We start from the raw sequence: 16,710 nt of genomic DNA on the forward strand, positions 1-16,710 counted from the left end.
GATCGCCGTCATTCGACGCCACACTACACCCTGGGAGCTTCGTGAAAATGGTGTAAGATTCACTACCTATATCGCTCTTCGTTCATTTCCCCACCATCGTGCTGCCTAATTTATTAACAATCCGAAAGCGTGAGTAGTTCGGATTCGCAGAACTTTTGAAATAAGCAGGGCGGTTTTGGGTAATGACTACAAGTACAACTATTTTGCAATAGAGGAAGGTGTAGGTCATGAAACATCCGCTGGAAGACGTATCAGAATGGCTAAAGTCACATTCAAATCAAAATATACTTATCCAAAAACGCGAGCAGGATGATCTGGATCAGGTTCGCCTGATGCTTGAATTTATCGGCTATAGAGATGGCGATAATTGTTCAATTGATGACTACATTGCTTGTAAAGCACTTCTGCTTCACGGAAGCGGAGTTGTCATAACAGACGGGCATGAGTCCCCCCTCCCTGACAGCACCTTTACCCTTGCTGTGGACGGTCTATCCTCAGTAAACGTTGAAGATCATCAGGTAACGCTGCAAACCGGACGGGGTGCATATATCATAATGCCTCAATGATGAATAATATCCATATGCAATAGCAGCCGGTAAGCCAACAGGGGCCTCCCTGCCGGTTTATCGGCTGTTTTTGTTATTTAAACATGAAATGCCTACCAGAACACAAAATATCCGACATCGCTATGGATGTCGGATTCGGACATATGAATTGCACATCTTCTGAATTTCGCAAAAAATTATAATTTCGGTAAAACCGGAATGCTCTGGCTGCAGTTGCCATTAAGAGGCAGATTGCTGCATACATATTGGCCGGCACTGTTCTCTGTTGCTGCTCCTGACGGGGCAGGTTGATGAACACGCTGTTTCCACAGCTGCCACAGCATGAATCCGTCATTAGCTCTTCCCTTGTTCTTAATATATTGGACCAGTGTTTCTACATTATAATACTGGGTTGCGATATTGTTCTGTCCTGTCAGCATTTCTGCATCATATACTGTACCCGGTTCTGCATTCAGCTTCAGGACGTTACCGCCGGAGCCTTCCGGAGCGATTTGCATCCCCATATTGATCGGCCCGTTATAAATGGCACGGTAGGATTCATATCCTTCCCGCGGATCAAAATATTGACCGCCGTCGTAAGACATCAGGTTGATAAAATCGATCTTGCTGCCATGATCCTTTACGACCCTGTACATGGTTCCTCCAAATGGTGAACCCCACTGTACTTTTCCTTCTTCAAATGGTGTTCCTTTCACATAATAAGCTCCTGTTGACCAACCCGCGATAGAAATTTGCAGATTGGAATTTCGAGTATTAATCTCTTGATCTAGACTTGTAATGATGCCTGCGATTTCTCCGTCCTTACTGCAGCTGAACTGGCTGTCTACTTGCTTGTTGCAGTTGCTACTGCTGGACTCCCAATCGATATCTACTCCAGACGCCCCGAGATCCTGTGCCAGATCCACGATATTTTTGGCGTTGAAATGGGACCACTGTGTACCTTGGCTATATGACCATCCACCCACAGACAGAAATACCTTCATTCCACGAGCTTTCAGAGCAGCAATATTATTGCGGAGATCCTGTGACTGCTGGGCTGTAAACTTCTTCTGTCCATTAGGCGTCGTAGCACCTTCGTAAAATTCCAATCCAGCAATCTCCTGGTCAAATGCATAAGAGCCTTGGGCATACGTCGTATCCGGTCTCACAAAAGCAAGATTTAAATGCGTTATATAATCTGGTATGTTCGCTGTACTCAGATCATAAATGCTTGTATTCCATGAGCTGGCATAAACTACATACATTCGGTCACCTGTAACCGGATTTACCGGTGGATCTATCGGTGGATCTACTGGTGGGTCTATCGGTGGGTCTATCGGTGGGTCCACTGGAGGTGTTCCGGTATCACAAGCTCCCAGGTCCTGCCACGCTCCCCACGATCCTCCAGAGCCGGGCGCTTCGCCCTGTGTCCACCATCTCGCTTTCCATGCATGCTCGTTGTCGGAGACTATATTTCCTTCGGTATAGATACCCGTGCTGCTCCAGGCTGGATCAGTACAGGCTGACGCTGCTGCTGACTGGGATGCAGGGAACACACTCAGCAGCAGCATTACAGCCAACCCTAAAAGAAGCGCTTTCATTTTTATCGTCTGTTTGTTCGTCATTTCATCTCTCCTTCACATATTAAAATAAAAAGACTCCCAAGCCCTCTTTTAAACTTTCTTCCTCCACACCTCCTCGCAAAAGTGTTAAACTTAAATAAGTTCAGTTTCAGTGTAACTCGGTAAAATTTGGAACAACAAGGATAAGATTTGCTAATTCGGGGGCAAAATTGTACAGACACCCGATCACCTTAGCCCTTCTTCAAATATCTAGCCAGCCAAAAAAGGCGCCACTCCAAATGCTGAAGGGCACCTTCCAATGATTATTTAGTAACTAGCTGACGATTGATTCTATAGAATTACGTCTTGCTCTCATAATTAGGATACATACGCATGAATGGACATGATGATAGCGAATTGCCACTGTCACGTAAAAAATATTGTCTCCACTCATAATTGTCTTCTGCCCCATACATCTTCAGATCTGGATGTGGAGGTACAGGGTCATAAGCGTAAAGCCTTCTTCGGATCATCTGTTTTGTCTTCTCCGCCTGAAGCGGTGCCGAATTAAACTTCTCAAGGACCCATCGCGGCGTAAAGGCAAGGACCATGTAAGGAAAGCTGCGACTCCGTCTAAGCTTGTGAGCGGGTGTTCCGCAGTATACAAAATAAGGTTCACCGTCATAGCAATATTCCCAAAGATGATCCGACGGATCATCCGGTAAATGAGCAGGCCATGGTTTACGATCCATCGCCGTAGTACGGCTTAAAAGAGACCAAAATAATCGTTCGTAGTACTCTACACCGTCTTTCCGGTACGGCTCAGCGTTACTGTGAATAAATACGACCAGTGAAGTATAGTGACCTAACACTCTAGATTGCTCACCATAGTTCTGCAGTAGAGCGGCTAGCTGCTCCTCCGCGGCGAAATCTTCAGCTTGTTGAACAAATCCGTACCTCAGATGATTAAAAGCATATCCTTGAACAGCCGGAATACAGGGGAACTTGGATTCGCGGTCCGTCATTTTCACCGTCCATTTATTTATGGCATCCAGCTGCCATGTGTTATGGTTTTCCGGTGCCAGAAGAACATCTTCAATCTTCAATGGCTTTATCATGGGCAGCCCTCCTCTTCCTACAGATTATAAAAAAAGAGGAAAGTGGGTGACTGTCCTTCGTCTGTTTGTGCTAAATTAACCTTTTTTCCGCGTTGTATTTTAGAAATACGTTTCAATAAGCTTGTACTTTCTGATATCTTAGTTAGAGGTACTTATCACTAACACATATATTCGGGCATTGCCCTTAATTACCATAGAGAGGAATACTTCTACATTATGTCTAAACCCCTTCTAACAGAAAAGATCCAGACGGTTCCTTCCAAAAAGCCTAAGCCATCGTCGCCTCCTGTACGCATATTTTCGCTCGGAGGTCTTGGTGAAATCGGCAAGAATATGTACGGTGTTGAGTTTAAAAATGAGATTATTATTATTGATGCCGGTCTTAAATTTCCGGACGCTGAAATGAGCGGTGTAGATTATATTATTCCCGATATCCGCTACCTGATTGAGAATAAAAGCAAGATCAAAGGACTGTTTCTCACGCATGGCCATGAAGACCATATTGGGGCAATCCCTTATGTACTACGCCAAATTCAGATGCCGATATACGGTGGCCCGCTAACGATAGGTCTTGTACGTGCCAAGCTGGAAGAGCACCGGTTGCTGGATCAAAGCGACTTGCGTATTTTCCATGAAAGCGAGACCATCTCTTTCAAGCATCTTTCCGTCCATTTCTTCCGGACAACGCACAGTATTCCCGATGCTTTTGGCATCGTGGTCGAGACACCTTATGGGCCGGTCGTACATACCGGAGACTTTAAGTTCGACTTTACACCGGAAGATAAGCCCGCCGATATTCACAAAATTATGAGCATCGGTCAGAGAGGTGTACTGGCTCTACTTGCGGACAGTACAAACAGTGAGCGTGAAGGATTCACGCCTTCTGAACGGACTGTAGGCGATTCCATACTTAAGCAGTTTCAAGAATGCCCTGGCCGGATATTATTCGCAACCTTTGCCTCCAATGTTCACCGGCTGCAGCAAGTTGTGGATGCTGCGATCCGCACGAACCGTAAAATCGCTATTGTTGGACGCAGTATGGAAAAGGTATTTGTCATCGGACAGGAGCTCGGCTACATTCGTGTTCCGGACGGTATGATAATTGACGTCAAAGCCGTTAATCGGTACCGTGATGAGCAGGTTTTGATCATCTGTACCGGCAGTCAGGGAGAGCCGAATGCTGCGCTTACCCGAATTGCCTCGGGAGCACACCGTTCCATTCAAATTCATCCTGACGATACCGTCATCTTCTCATCTTCACCGATTCCGGGCAACACGCAGAACGTCAACCGCAGCATCGATCTGCTGATGCGTGCTGGTGCAGATGTACGTTATGGCTCCATACTGGACATCCACACGTCGGGGCACGGATGCCGGGAAGATCTGAAGCTGATGCTCAGCAGCTTGCGTCCAAAGTATTTTGTACCTATTCATGGTGAATACCGGATGATGCTGAACCACCGTCAACTGGCCATACAGGTCGGCGTACCGGAGAATCATGTGTATCTTCTTAATATCGGAAACACGCTGTCCCTGTACCGGAACGGAGCCCGCAAAGGTCGAAATATCCCTTCCGGGGATGTGTATATCAACAATGGCGAACTTCGCACCCATGAAAAAGAACTGCTAGAGGAGCGTGTTCAGCTCGCGCATGACGGTGTTGTCATTGTTGCAATTACGATAAACAGTGAAACACGCAAGTTGCTTGCCGGACCTGAATTGATCACCCGCGGTTTTGTATACATGCAGGACTCCAAGCCGTTACTGCGCCGTGCCGAGGCTATGCTCCGTAAGCATCTCAATAAGGCAGGTGAGCAGCGGGAATATGACCGCGCAGCCTGGGAACAGATCACCACAACAACACTGAACCGCTATTTCAAAAGAGAATTGGGACGAAGTCCGTTCATTATGCCTTCCATCATGGAGGTATAACAAAATACCATCACACAAAGAGGGGGTGCCTCAAGGTCTAATCCATGACCTTGAGGTACCCCTCTTGTTAGGTTACTCTCCTAAGCTCCGGTTATTCGCTAATCAGCTAACTCCCGCCCCTTCGTTTCCTTACCTAACAGCATCACACCGAATGCCCCGATCAAAATCACGATAAAAAACATAATGAAGATCGATTCGATGCTTGTCCCCCTCCCCTTCAACACGCCAACCAACAGTGGCGCGATCACACCGCCGATACGTCCAAAGGACGTTGCAAGCCCGACTCCGGTGGAGCGCACGCGCGTCGGATACAATTCTGGACTATAGGCGTACAATCCGCCCCAGGCGCCCAAATTAAAGAAGGAAAGGCAAATGCCAGCAGCCATTAGGGTGCCAACGGAATCAGCATAGCCGAACCATATAGCACTCAGAGCCGTACAAATTAAGTAAGTAACAAGTACAAACTTTCGACCGTACTTTTCAATGAAGTAAGCGGCTGTGAAATATCCCGGCAGCTGTGCGAGTGTCATAATCAGCACATACTGGAAGCTTTTGACCAGGCTAAAACCTTTGTCTAGCATAACCGTCGGCAGCCATAGAAACATTCCATAGTAAGAGAATACAACCGTAAACCAGAGAATCCATAACATAATCGTCGTTTTACGGTGCTCCTGAGACCAGACGGATTGTACACGCTGAATAAATGTCAGCTTGCGTGCGCTCTTCTGCTGAAGATACCTTGGAGGATCTTCAATCGCTCTCCGCAAGTATAGCGCGTAAAACGCAGGTAACGCTCCAATGACAAATGCCATTTTCCACCCATAATCCGGAATGATAAAGTAAGCGATCAACGCTGACAAAATCCATCCCGCAGCCCAAAAACTTTCGAGCAATACAACCGCTCTGCCGCGGTCTTCCACCGGCATGCTTTCAGACACAAGAGTCGAAGCTACTGGCAGTTCGCCTCCCAGCCCGAAACCTGCAATAAATCGAAAAATACAGAGCATAACAAAACCTGTGGCGAGTGCGGATAAACCGCTTGCTGCTGAGAAAATAAGCAGTGTCCACAGTAAAATATTTTTCCGGCCGTACTTATCCGCCAAAAAACCCGCAAGTGCAGCACCAAACACCATTCCGATGGAAGTGGTGCTTGTAAGCACACCAATCTGCTGTGAGCTAAGCGACCATTCTGTAGCCAGTGCAGCCACAATAAATGAGATCATGCCGACGTCCATAGCATCAAACATCCAGCTGAGGCCGGCGCTAAACAGCAATTTACGCCGTTTGGGATCGTTCATCAAGTGAGTATGACTCATGAACAGTCCTCCTTCTTCCTGTATCTTTCTATAATTTAGGTTTAAGGATACATCTGGTCAAGAGTTTTATTAAACCTAAAGCATCATTACACGTCAGTTACGTGTTACTTGAAATTTCTGTCAGTCATTCGCCGTATGTGCGAGGGGCAGTGTAACCTTTATCGTTGTTCCCTCATTGGGCTTACTGAATACGACAACTTGGCCGCAGTGATCCTCGATCATTTTTTTACTGATCATAAAGCCAAGACCGGTTCCTTTTTCTTTTGTCGTATAAAACGGTTCACCCAGCCGGGATAAAATAGATTCCGGAATGCCACAGCCCTCGTCTACAAAAAAAATGACAAGCTGATCCACACTGTCGCATTCGATATGAATTGTAAGTTTTCCCCCACCTGGCATGGATTCTACTGCATTCTTAATAAAATTTATGAACACCTGTTTCATTTGATTTTCATCACATTTCACATAAGCTGCTTCCGTGCCGAATCTCGTGATAATCTCCACATTGTTGAGGATGGCCTGTGTATTAAGAAGAGTGATAACCTGTTCAAGCAGAAGCCGAATATCTTTTTGCCCATATTTGATACCCTGGGGCTTAGCTAATAGCAACAGTTCCCCGAGGATCAGCTCGATACGTTCGATTTCGGAAGATATAATGTCAAAATACTCCTCTTTACTTCCTGAGCCTGAACGCATAAGCTGAACAAAGCCCTTGATAGATGTCATTGGATTTCGGATTTCATGAGCTATACCAGCTGCCAGCTGTCCTGCCATCGACAGCTTGTCAGATTGAATCATCACTTCCTCTGCGTAATGGTAAGCTCTCTTCTGCGCCGTCAGATCGATTAAATGCACTACAAATCCGAGGATTCTTCCTGCGTCATCTTTTACCGCAGACAATGTGGAAGACACCCATAGCATATGACCCAATTTATGAAGCATCCTTAGCTCGACCTGATTGGTATGCTGATCTCCCTTTAACAGCTCAGCGAGGCGGGAATGAACCAACGAAGCATCATCCGGATGGATCCAGTCATGAATTGAGCGATTCATAAGCTCATCAGCTTCGCATCCCACCAGTAAACATGCGAAAGGATTAACATTTATGATGTATCCTTCGGAATTAAGAAATGCCGTTCCGATCGGTGCCCTCTCTATAGCCTGAATCATGAGATCGCTGCATAGGCTTTTGCCATTAATCATCGTCTGAAGTTCCCCCAATCTCTCGTTGTACAATTATTGTACATACAATTCTAGATTGGGATTCCGTTCTCCTTCAACGTACTGCAGTAGCCGAGATTTTTATAAGAAAACCGTCGTTAATTAGCTCTCTTCACCTTTATGTCTGCTCTTCTGAGAGCTCTTTTTAAATAAGTGGTATAATAACTGATTTGAAAGAAAATGGTTTTTTTTAACTTGAATAGCACGCTCTTTTCGTTTATTGTGAAAGGAGCAAGCATATATATGAGTACAGGTATGGACCGTTAACAAAGGAGTTTGCGAGTATGTATACGGAACAAAATATTTGGATTGTGCTTACAGGCACAGGCACCTGGTTCAGCAGGATGATCCGATGCTTTACGAATGCCCCGCTGAATCACGCTTCTATCGCGTTTGATTCCGATCTGCATGAAGTTTACAGCTTCGGTCGTAAACAAGCGAACAATCCGTTCGATGGAGGTTTGGTCCGCGAGAATCTTAGAGCACCTTTCTTCCGCACATCAGAATGCGCTGTTTACCGCTGCCGTGTCAGCTGTGAAGATTACCAGCATATGTACAACCTGGTCAAAGAAATGATGCACGATCAGGATCGGTATAAGTACAACCTGCTTGGACTGCTGGGTATCCTATTTAGAATTCATATCGATCGCGATGATGCCTACTTCTGTTCCCACTTCGTAGCGACTGTCTTTGAGCAAGCCGGACTGCATCTGGTTAATAAACCTCCGCACCTCGTCACGCCAGAGGATTTCTCCAATTCACCACAATTGAATGAAATATATCGGGGCCCTCTTGATGGTTATTTGAATAATTTGGTGAACTCATCGTTATCCTCTACTTCAACCTTCCAACCTGTGACGGACACCAAAGATAGAGGAAAAATTTTCAGATTCGGAAAGACTGGTTAGTCGGGCTTCGTAGCAACGATAATTTACCTTCTTTGAGACAGGAGATGCCAACCCAGGCTCTCTCCTGTCTTTTGTATGTTTATAAACAATGAGTCTAGCACAGGGAGTCCTTAATCATGAATATAAAACAGCGGTTATTATATTTCTAAGCAATTTCGACCAGCTTATCATTTATTATCATTCTTCCGGCACAGTCGAGAAAGCCGAATACATTGAAAACGGCAAAGTTACCACACAGATGAGAAGGGATTCTGAAATTTAAGTGGAATAACTTATAGTATTCCTTGGAATGCTTGGAGGTCATATTTTTGTTACTTTACTTTTGATATATATCATCTATCTAATAAGTTAATATCAATTAGGAGCTGATATATTATGATATACAAGAACTCACTCGACGGTATTTCTTCTGATATGTTAAAGGGCTTTTTTGTCGATTGGCCTTATCCACCAAATCCACAAACTCACTTAATACTATTAAAGAAAAACAGTAAAGTGATTATTGCGATTGATGATAATACGAATCAAGTAGTTGGATTTATTACAGCGATAAGTGATGGAATTCTGTCTGCCTACATTCCATTTCTTGAAGTTTTACCAGAATACAAAAATAAAGGTATCGGCAAGGAACTAGTAAATCGGATGCTAAAAGAACTTGATGACATATATATGATTGATTTATGTTGTGACGATGACTTAGTTCCTTATTATGACAAGTTCGGTATGACGAAGACAAATGGTATGATTTTGAGGAACTATAAAATGCAATCTGGAAGTTAAAAAAATAAATATAAGCCAAATAAGCCAAAAACGCTTGGAAATTTGTCCAAGCGTTTTTGTATGCTAAATTATCACTAATTCAGCTTAAAAATCAACTGTATTTTATGTTAATTATGCTGATGGAGTTTGTTGATCCGGGATTTTAGCTTCAAGGACGGGTTTCTCAGTCTCCGTCTCAGACTGAAGAGCCTCATTACGTTTGCGTTTACGTCTCCGGTTCCAGTACACGCCGAGCAGCAGTAATGGAACAGCTATGATGAATATATAAAGGGACACGTTCTTCACCATGCCTTCAGCTGCATTGCCGTACAAGTAGAACAGCGTTCCTACGACATAAAATTTTGTTGCTCTGCCTATTGCAGCGTAAGCCATAAGTCGCCATAGTGGAAAATTCAGACAGCCTGACAGAATTGTAAACACTTTGAATGGTATCGGCGTAAACGAACCGACCAGAATAGCGGCTTCGCCGTTTTTTTGAAACCGTTCAGTAGCAGCATCGATCCATTCTTTTTTTAATATTTTGTATAGTACTGATTTGCCTAGCAGTTTACCAATCAGATAACCGATAGGCGTACCGAGCAGACAACCGATAAAGCCGTAAGTTGCCAGCCATAGGGCCGTTGACGGGTGAAGCATACTTAAAGAAACTTGTAGAAAGAAAGCGGGAATCGGAAATATTACAGCATCAAAAAATGAATGAATAAACAATCCCCATGGACCAAACTTCATCAAAAAATCCAGTACGTCCTGAAACATATCTCAACCCCTAAACATTTTCTGATTTCTCTAGAAGACCCTTAATTTGAAGTATATCACATAATGATGGATGAGGGCGCCTAACATCTCAATTACAAATGAATCAGCAGCTGTCCTTCGTTATACAAGTATATATACACAAAACTGCACATAAAAACAAAAGCCTTTCATAAAGAAAGGCTTTTGTATCGTTATCATAGTCCAATGATAGACCGTCAGCTTCTACCGTTGACTTATAAGGTGCTCCGGTGTGCGGAATGACGTGTTGGACCAACAAATTTGTTCAATTGGAAGCCGTTTGAAATGGCTTGAGTAATAAATACCTTAGCTTGCTGAACTGAATCCCGAACGGTAAGCCCTTTGGCAAGACCGGCTGTTACCGACGCGGAGGAGGTGCAGCCCGCACCATGTGTGAATTGAGTAACGATTGCATCCGCTTCAAACCACTCAAAATTTTTGCCGTCATACAGAAGATCCATTGCTTTGCCTTCCTGAATCTTTCCTCTGTCTTTAATCAGGACGTTCTTGGCTCCCTTGCTGTGGATCACTGCTGCAGCTTCCTGCATTTGTTCCAGAGTCTTGATCGGACCGGATTTCGCGAGTTGCGAAGCTTCGAACAGGTTCGGTGTTACCAGATCCGCCCGCGGCAGCAGGAACTCAATCATCGCTTCCGTGTTCTCTGGTTGGAGTACTTCATCGGTGCCCTTGCATACCATCACGGGATCGATAACGACCCGTTTCAGATTATAACGGTCAATATATTGTGAGACAAGCTCAATAATCTCAACGGAACCGAGCATGCCCGTCTTCATAGCGTCAATTCCGATTCCTTCAATCACCGTCTTGAGTTGTGTTTCCACAATATCCAGAGCTACTGGGAATACCTGATGATTCCACGTTTCCGGCTCCATGCACACGATAGTCGTCAGTGCCGTCATGCCGTAAACATCGAATTCCTGAAATGTTTTCAAATCTGCCTGGATGCCAGCACCACCGCTTGTATCCGAACCGGCAACCGTCAAAGCTTTTTTAATCGTCATGTTCTTTGTCCCTTCATACGTGAAATATAAGTCAAGTATAAGTCAAAACTCATACTTTTTATATTTTAAAAAATTTAACGATTATAAGCTACTCAAAAGTGATCAAGAATCCTGTTCCGTAAGAATCAACGGGCCATCCTTGGTAATGGCTAGCGTATGCTCATACTGCGCTGACCATTTTCCGTCAACCGTCCGGGCAGTCCAACCATCCGGATCGATCTTGCAGCCATAGGAACCGATATTGAGCATCGGCTCAATCGTAATGACCATTCCCTCTTTCAAGCGGGGACCGCGGTGAGGAGGTCCATAGTGAGGAACCTGAGGTTCTTCATGCATGTCTTGACCGATGGCGTGGCCAACAAAATTCCGTACCACAGACAAGTTCTCCGATTCAGCATACGACTGGATTGCATGTGAGATATCTCCAATCCGATTCCCGATAACAGCCTGCTCAATGCCAAGATAAAGTGCCTTTTTGGTTACATCCAGCAGATGCTGCGCCTCTTCGGAGACGTTTCCGACAGCGTAAGACCAGGCGGAATCCGCCAGCCAGCCGTCCAGTTTAACGACCATATCAATGGTAACGATATCTCCATCCTTCAAAGGCACATCGCTTGGAAACCCATGACAAATGACATCGTTCACCGACGCACACGTAGCGAAGGGATAACCATGATAACCCTTTTGCTCAGGATGTGCTCCATGTTGTTTAAGAAATTTCTCGACAAACTGGTCGATTTCCATTGTTGTAACACCGGGCTTAATCATTCCGGCGATTTGCCGGTGGCATTCTGCAAGCAGTTGTCCGGCTTTGTTCATTTTTGCAATTTGTTCTTCCGTCTTGATGATGATCATGACTGCACCCCTATCACTTTTGTTCTCGTATAAAGCTCAAAAAAGCCTTAACGGCCAACGAGCATCGAACAGGCACTTGCCTACTCCGAATACTTCGGTCAATAAGGCTGTTCACTTATAAAAAATATATTGCCTGATACTAATATATTACTCCTCTATTGTAGTAACCACAATAAGCATACGTTTATTAAAAAATATTTCCCTGTACTCTTACAGGTTATGCATGCATCTTTACAACCACAGCAGCTGCTGCTGCCCGCCGCCGGTCTCTGCACTCGCGGAGGAAACTTCAACACCAGCGATAAGTCTTATTCCACCTGCTTTTGCTCTGTCTTCGTAAGCTCGCTTTTGTCCTTAGACAAGAACCAGCCGAGGACAGCGATCAAGATCAGAACACCCCAGAAAATGAGCTTCCATCCTGTACTTTTCGGAAATCCCTTGTCAATCATTGCGATGTCAGGATGTGCCAGCGTATATACGGCTAGCTTTATCCCCACCCAACCGACAATCATGAATGCTGCTGTTTCCAAACCAGGTCTTCGGACGAGAAGCTTGCCAAAGTATGATGCAGCAAAACGCATAATAACAAGTCCGATGATCCCGCCAGTTAAAATAACAAGGAAATGTCCGCCATCCATTCCGCCGATTTGCGGCAAATTCGTTTCCGGCAAAGTCAGCGCAAGTGCAACGGCTGCCAAGATAGCGTCAACCGCAAAAGCGATATCCGCCAGCTCTACTTTAAGTACGGTGACCCAGAATTTCTCGTCTTTTTTTGCAGCCTCTTTCATGTGAACCTTCTTCTTCACAAAGAACTGCTTCACGATATGATTGATACTGATATACAGAAGGTAAGCTGCCCCCAATGCCTGAACGTACCAAACATCCGCCAAATACGAGATAATAAAGAGGGAAGCAAAACGAAACACAAATGCACCAGCTAATCCGTAAAATAAAGCCTTCTTTCTCCGCTCTTCCGGAAGATGTTTAACCATGATCGACATAACCAATGCATTATCCGCTGCAAGAATTCCCTCCAAACCAATTAACACCAAAAGAACCCATCCGTACTCCAGTAACAGCCCTGTATTCAACAGCATCCTTCCCTTCTATGTGATAGTCCGCTCTTTTCAGATCAAAGGAAACAAAAAATACCCTTACCCCGAAAAGTCGGCGATAAAGGTATTTACCCGTAAATGTACAGCAGGAATAGATACCTTTACCGATTACGGCAAAGGTCTCGCTAACAACTTTCGTTGCCAACAAAGCCGGAGACATGCGTTGTCACGTAATGACGACTTTGTTGTGGAGCTACTCCCCTTTACTAATTACGAGCATTATAGCATGTCGCCCAGAATCATGCCAAGAGAAAAAATTATTTAAATTTTATGGTTTTTTACCGGAATGATTTCGTATAGTTCTTCCACACGGCAGTCCGTCGTATCTGCGATCGATAGAGCAACCTTCAGCGGCATCACCCTTTTATTATCGATATAGTCGGACAATCGTTCAGGTTTGTACAACAGTTTGTGGGAAAGGTCTACCGTCGTCATTCCAGCCTTTTTCAGCACTTCGTTCAACAGACAACGGCCAAGCTCAACTTTCATCAAATCCCTCTCTTCCTAAAATCAGTTAAACATATTATAAACGCCTGCTTCTTATCTTAGTCAGACATAACTTCCTAACATAAAAAGACGCTCCCTGTTCCCACAAACCATAGCGGGAAAAGAGCGTCTTTTCGCGGTATTCGTGTTATGTTCCGTTTACTTAAATGAAGGCAGCCAACTGCCGTGCGCTTCGATCAGTTCGTCACAAAGCCCCACAATATCGTCGAGAGACAATTCGGCTGCTGTATGCGGATCAAGCATAGCAGCGTGATAGATATGCTCTTTCTTGCCGGTGATGGCCGCCTCGACGGTGAGTAGCTGAGTATTGATATTGGTTCGGTTCAGCGCAGCGAGCTGCGGAGGCAGATCTCCCACGTACGTAGGCGTAACACCCGACGAGTCTACGAGACAAGGCACTTCTACACATGCTTCCTTCGGCAGGTTTGTAATCAAGCCAGTGTTCATGACATTGCCGCCGATTTTGTACGGAACGTTCGTCTCCATCGCCTCCATAATGTAGGAAGCATACTCCTTGGAACGCGAATGCTCGATACTCTGGCTTTCAAACAGTTTCCCGCGCATTTCCTTCCAGCCGTTAATCTGGTTAATACACCGGCGTGGATACTCATCCAGTGGAATATTGTACTTCTCGATCAACTCCGGATAGCTGCGCTTAATAAAATAAGGGTGATATTCTGCGTTATGTTCGGAGGATTCAGTCACATAGTAACCGAAGCGAAACATCAGCTCATAACGGACCATATCCCAATGCTGTTCTTTCTGTTTCTCAGCTGCACGCCGTTTAATTTCCGGATACAGGTCGATTCCATCCTTTTTGACTTCCAGCAGCCATGCCATATGGTTAATCCCGGCGATTTTGGACTCTACACCGGTCTGATCCATGCCGAGCGATTGGAACAATCCGTCCACACAGACCTGAACGCTATGGCATAATCCAACCGTCTTAACGCCTCCTGCTGTATTCATCACATTCGTTAGAACCGCCATCGGATTCGTATAGTTAAGGAACCATGCATCCGGGCATACCTCCTGAATATCTCTTGCAAAATCAAGCATCACCGGAATCGTACGCAGGTTACGGAATATCCCGCCTATGCCAACCGTATCTGCAATGGTCTGACGCAGACCGTATTTCTTCGGAATTTCAAAGTCCGTAATCGTACAAGGATCATAACCGCCTACCTGAATTGCATTAATTACATATTTGGCATCTCTCAGCGCTTCCCTGCGGTCCGAATATGCCTTAATGACACAGGTGCTGCCAAGTGTGCTCCTCATACTGTTAAGCAGCCGTTCTGAATCCTGAAGCCGCTCCGGATCAATATCGAACAATGCAAGCTCGAAGCCTTGCAATGCGGGTGTTGCCATCACGTCACCTAGCACATTTTTGACAAATACGGTGCTGCCCGCACCAATAAACGTTATTTTAGACATGAATGATTCCTCCTAAGGTTCTGGCCTCACGCTTGATCTAACTATAACCGCCCTTCAGCCTAAAAAACATGGAGAAACCCAAGCAATACATGTCATAATCCCATTTCCGTATCCGCTTTCAGATGAGTTTTCGGATATAAAGAAAACCCCCGGCACATAGATGCAGGGAGCAATCGAATCGATAGTATCATTGCACTTTCATTTTAATCATCTTGGTCCTTATCGTGAAGGTGGACACGCTCAGTCAAAAAGTCCACGAGGTGAACAGCTTCGACATGGTCCTGAACTCCAGCCCGTTCAATCCCCCACTTCATTTGAAGCAGACAGCCCGGATTGGACGTAATTACTACCTCCGCACGGGAGTCTTTTACATGATCCATTTTATGATCTAGCAGATCCATCGACATTTGAGGCTGTGTCATATTGTAGATGCCTGCCGAGCCGCAGCAGACCTCAGATCCCTGAAGCTCGCACAGACTCACGCCTTGCATCTGGTGAATCAGTTCTCTCGGCTGTCCCTGAACACGCATGACATTCCGCAGATGACAGGAATCCTGATAAGTCACTTTCACCGGCGCCGTCTCATCCGATTTATCCTCTAACGGGATAAGTGGGCGACCAATATCCTGTAACAGCTCGGAAATATCCTTCACCTGTCCGGCGAACTGACGCGCATCGGCTTGCTGCCCGGCATCGGCTGCATCCTTCATCAAGTGGTCGTATTCCTTTAGCAGCGCTCCACAGCCGCCGGCATTACTTACGATATAGTCGACCCCTGCCTCCTTAAATGCGATCAGGTTTTGTCCGGCCAAATCACGCGCATCCTCCATCTCACTGGCATGTGCGTGCAATGCCCCGCAGCACACCTGACTGTCCGGGATCGCTACCTCAAAGCCAGCCTGACGCAGCAATCGAACCGTATTCACATTCGTTTCGGCAAACATCACATCCATAATACAGCCGCGGAACATGCCGACCCTTGAGACCTTCTCACCTACTGCAGAGATGATCAGCAAATCCGATCCAGACGAGGTCTTCTCTGTACGTAGCGGGAACCCCGCCTTTTTCCAAAGATCCGTCAGGCCGTCTCCGGTTACCGTAGGAACCACCTTCTCCAGTTGACGGAGATGCTCAGGAAACATCTTCATTGCGCCAGAACTACGGGCGAATTTCTGCAGACCTGACTTTTGATAAAATTTAAGACTCTTGCCCATAAACTTCAGCCGGCCTTTATGTGGAAAAATCCCCTGTAAAAAAGTCTTTCGGACAAGCTTCACAGGTACCGAAAATTTCTTCTCCTTCACAATAGCTTCCCGCGTCTGTTCAATAAGCTGCCCGTATTTCACATCGGACGGACATGCTGGCTCACAGGCACGACAGCCGAGACACAGATCCATCTGGCTCTGGAAGCTTTCATCAGGTTCCATAATCCCGTCCACGACCGCTTTCATGAGTGCAATCCGGCCCCGCGGCGATGCCGCCTCGAGTCCAGTCTCGAGAAAAGTCGGGCAGGCCATCTGGCAAAAGCCACAACGCATGCAGTTGGTCAGCTGCTCTTCATCCAGCGTCAGCTTCATGCGCTGGGCGAGCGCACCATGTGATTGTTCCATTCCAGTCA

General features: G+C 45.6%; 15 protein-coding genes. 4 read left to right on the forward strand and 11 right to left on the reverse strand.

Features of this window, described 5'->3' with window-relative positions:
• Positions 1–227: 227 nt before the first annotated feature.
• A complete protein-coding gene (gene ymzB, locus MNQ98_RS25945; protein ID WP_241930787.1) occupies positions 228–566 on the forward strand; it encodes a protein YmzB in 339 nt (112 codons plus the stop codon).
• Between the two features lie 176 nt (positions 567–742).
• Here the strand turns inward: ymzB and MNQ98_RS25950 are convergent, their stop codons facing one another.
• Complete coding sequence (locus MNQ98_RS25950; RefSeq protein WP_241930788.1) at positions 743–2,170, reverse strand: glycosyl hydrolase family 18 protein; 1,428 nt, start codon at positions 2,168–2,170, stop codon at positions 743–745.
• A 296-nt stretch (positions 2,171–2,466) separates the two neighbouring features.
• The gene (locus tag MNQ98_RS25955; RefSeq protein ID WP_241930789.1) at positions 2,467–3,225 is read right to left on the reverse strand and encodes a YqcI/YcgG family protein; all 759 of its coding nucleotides are present in this window, start codon (positions 3,223–3,225) and stop codon (positions 2,467–2,469) included.
• A gap of 216 nt (positions 3,226–3,441) precedes the next feature.
• Here MNQ98_RS25955 and rnjA point away from each other — a divergent pair, with 216 nt between their 5' ends.
• Positions 3,442–5,157 carry a ribonuclease J1 gene (gene rnjA / locus MNQ98_RS25960; protein WP_241930790.1) on the forward strand — a complete coding sequence of 572 codons (1,716 nt, stop codon included), beginning with the start codon at positions 3,442–3,444 and terminating at the stop codon, positions 5,155–5,157.
• Between the two features lie 98 nt (positions 5,158–5,255).
• Here the strand turns inward: rnjA and MNQ98_RS25965 are convergent, their stop codons facing one another.
• Both MNQ98_RS25965 and MNQ98_RS25970 read right to left on the reverse strand, forming a co-directional pair.
• On the reverse strand, positions 5,256–6,473 hold the full coding sequence (locus tag MNQ98_RS25965; RefSeq protein WP_241930791.1) for an MFS transporter: 1,218 nt from the start codon (positions 6,471–6,473) through the stop codon (positions 5,256–5,258).
• Positions 6,474–6,593: 120 nt separating this feature from the next.
• Positions 6,594–7,676 (reverse strand): ATP-binding protein, encoded by a 1,083-nt coding sequence (locus MNQ98_RS25970; protein ID WP_241930792.1) that lies wholly within the window; start codon positions 7,674–7,676, stop codon positions 6,594–6,596.
• Positions 7,677–7,978: 302 nt separating this feature from the next.
• Between MNQ98_RS25970 and MNQ98_RS25975 the strand changes: the two genes are divergently transcribed.
• Both MNQ98_RS25975 and MNQ98_RS25980 read left to right on the forward strand, forming a co-directional pair.
• On the forward strand, positions 7,979–8,602 hold the full coding sequence (locus MNQ98_RS25975; RefSeq protein ID WP_208917721.1) for a hypothetical protein: 624 nt from the start codon (positions 7,979–7,981) through the stop codon (positions 8,600–8,602).
• Between the two features lie 375 nt (positions 8,603–8,977).
• On the forward strand, positions 8,978–9,382 hold the full coding sequence (locus MNQ98_RS25980) for a GNAT family N-acetyltransferase (RefSeq protein WP_241930793.1): 405 nt from the start codon (positions 8,978–8,980) through the stop codon (positions 9,380–9,382).
• Positions 9,383–9,493: 111 nt separating this feature from the next.
• Here the strand turns inward: MNQ98_RS25980 and MNQ98_RS25985 are convergent, their stop codons facing one another.
• The 7 genes from MNQ98_RS25985 to MNQ98_RS26015 all read right to left on the reverse strand — a co-directional run bounded on the left by MNQ98_RS25985 (position 9,494) and on the right by MNQ98_RS26015 (position 16,702).
• Positions 9,494–10,138, reverse strand: coding sequence for a YqaA family protein (locus MNQ98_RS25985; RefSeq protein ID WP_241930794.1), 645 nt, complete (start codon positions 10,136–10,138; stop codon positions 9,494–9,496).
• Positions 10,139–10,371: 233 nt separating this feature from the next.
• Positions 10,372–11,178, reverse strand: a complete 807-nt coding sequence (pdxK, locus tag MNQ98_RS25990) for a pyridoxine/pyridoxal/pyridoxamine kinase (protein WP_241930795.1) — start codon at positions 11,176–11,178, stop codon at positions 10,372–10,374.
• Positions 11,179–11,280: 102 nt separating this feature from the next.
• Positions 11,281–12,033 carry a type I methionyl aminopeptidase gene (map, locus tag MNQ98_RS25995; protein WP_241930796.1) on the reverse strand — a complete coding sequence of 251 codons (753 nt, stop codon included), beginning with the start codon at positions 12,031–12,033 and terminating at the stop codon, positions 11,281–11,283.
• Between the two features lie 308 nt (positions 12,034–12,341).
• Positions 12,342–13,124, reverse strand: a complete 783-nt coding sequence (locus MNQ98_RS26000; RefSeq protein ID WP_241934045.1) for a TerC family protein — start codon at positions 13,122–13,124, stop codon at positions 12,342–12,344.
• A gap of 285 nt (positions 13,125–13,409) precedes the next feature.
• Positions 13,410–13,637, reverse strand: coding sequence for a helix-turn-helix domain-containing protein (locus tag MNQ98_RS26005; RefSeq protein ID WP_241934046.1), 228 nt, complete (start codon positions 13,635–13,637; stop codon positions 13,410–13,412).
• 156 nt (positions 13,638–13,793) lie between these two features.
• Complete coding sequence (melA, locus tag MNQ98_RS26010; RefSeq protein ID WP_241930797.1) at positions 13,794–15,092, reverse strand: alpha-glucosidase/alpha-galactosidase; 1,299 nt, start codon at positions 15,090–15,092, stop codon at positions 13,794–13,796.
• 203 nt (positions 15,093–15,295) lie between these two features.
• On the reverse strand, positions 15,296–16,702 hold the full coding sequence (locus MNQ98_RS26015) for a (Fe-S)-binding protein (RefSeq protein WP_481856795.1): 1,407 nt from the start codon (positions 16,700–16,702) through the stop codon (positions 15,296–15,298).
• Positions 16,703–16,710 lie beyond the last annotated feature (8 nt).

The organism is Paenibacillus sp. N3/727 (assembly GCF_022637315.1).
Classification (GTDB): Bacteria; Bacillota; Bacilli; order Paenibacillales; family Paenibacillaceae; genus Paenibacillus_AQ; species Paenibacillus_AQ uliginis.

Bases quoted from the DNA above. Each gene is read 5' to 3' on its own strand.
- melA (WP_241930797.1), bottom strand. From the start codon at position 15,092: ATGTCTAAAATAACGTTTATTGGTGCGGGCAGCACCGTATTTGTCAAA.
- MNQ98_RS25955 (WP_241930789.1), bottom strand. From the start codon at position 3,225: ATGATAAAGCCATTGAAGATTGAAGATGTTCTTCTGGCACCGGAAAAC.
- MNQ98_RS26015 (WP_481856795.1), bottom strand. From the start codon at position 16,702: ATGGAACAATCACATGGTGCGCTCGCCCAGCGCATGAAGCTGACGCTG.
- rnjA (WP_241930790.1), top strand. From the start codon at position 3,442: ATGTCTAAACCCCTTCTAACAGAAAAGATCCAGACGGTTCCTTCCAAA.
- MNQ98_RS25975 (WP_208917721.1), top strand. From the start codon at position 7,979: ATGTATACGGAACAAAATATTTGGATTGTGCTTACAGGCACAGGCACC.
- MNQ98_RS25950 (WP_241930788.1), bottom strand. From the start codon at position 2,170: ATGACGAACAAACAGACGATAAAAATGAAAGCGCTTCTTTTAGGGTTG.
- MNQ98_RS25965 (WP_241930791.1), bottom strand. From the start codon at position 6,473: ATGAGTCATACTCACTTGATGAACGATCCCAAACGGCGTAAATTGCTG.
- MNQ98_RS25980 (WP_241930793.1), top strand. From the start codon at position 8,978: ATGATATACAAGAACTCACTCGACGGTATTTCTTCTGATATGTTAAAG.
- pdxK (WP_241930795.1), bottom strand. From the start codon at position 11,178: ATGACGATTAAAAAAGCTTTGACGGTTGCCGGTTCGGATACAAGCGGT.
- ymzB (WP_241930787.1), top strand. From the start codon at position 228: ATGAAACATCCGCTGGAAGACGTATCAGAATGGCTAAAGTCACATTCA.
- map (WP_241930796.1), bottom strand. From the start codon at position 12,033: ATGATCATCATCAAGACGGAAGAACAAATTGCAAAAATGAACAAAGCC.
- MNQ98_RS26005 (WP_241934046.1), bottom strand. From the start codon at position 13,637: ATGAAAGTTGAGCTTGGCCGTTGTCTGTTGAACGAAGTGCTGAAAAAG.
- MNQ98_RS25985 (WP_241930794.1), bottom strand. From the start codon at position 10,138: ATGTTTCAGGACGTACTGGATTTTTTGATGAAGTTTGGTCCATGGGGA.
- MNQ98_RS25970 (WP_241930792.1), bottom strand. From the start codon at position 7,676: ATGATTAATGGCAAAAGCCTATGCAGCGATCTCATGATTCAGGCTATA.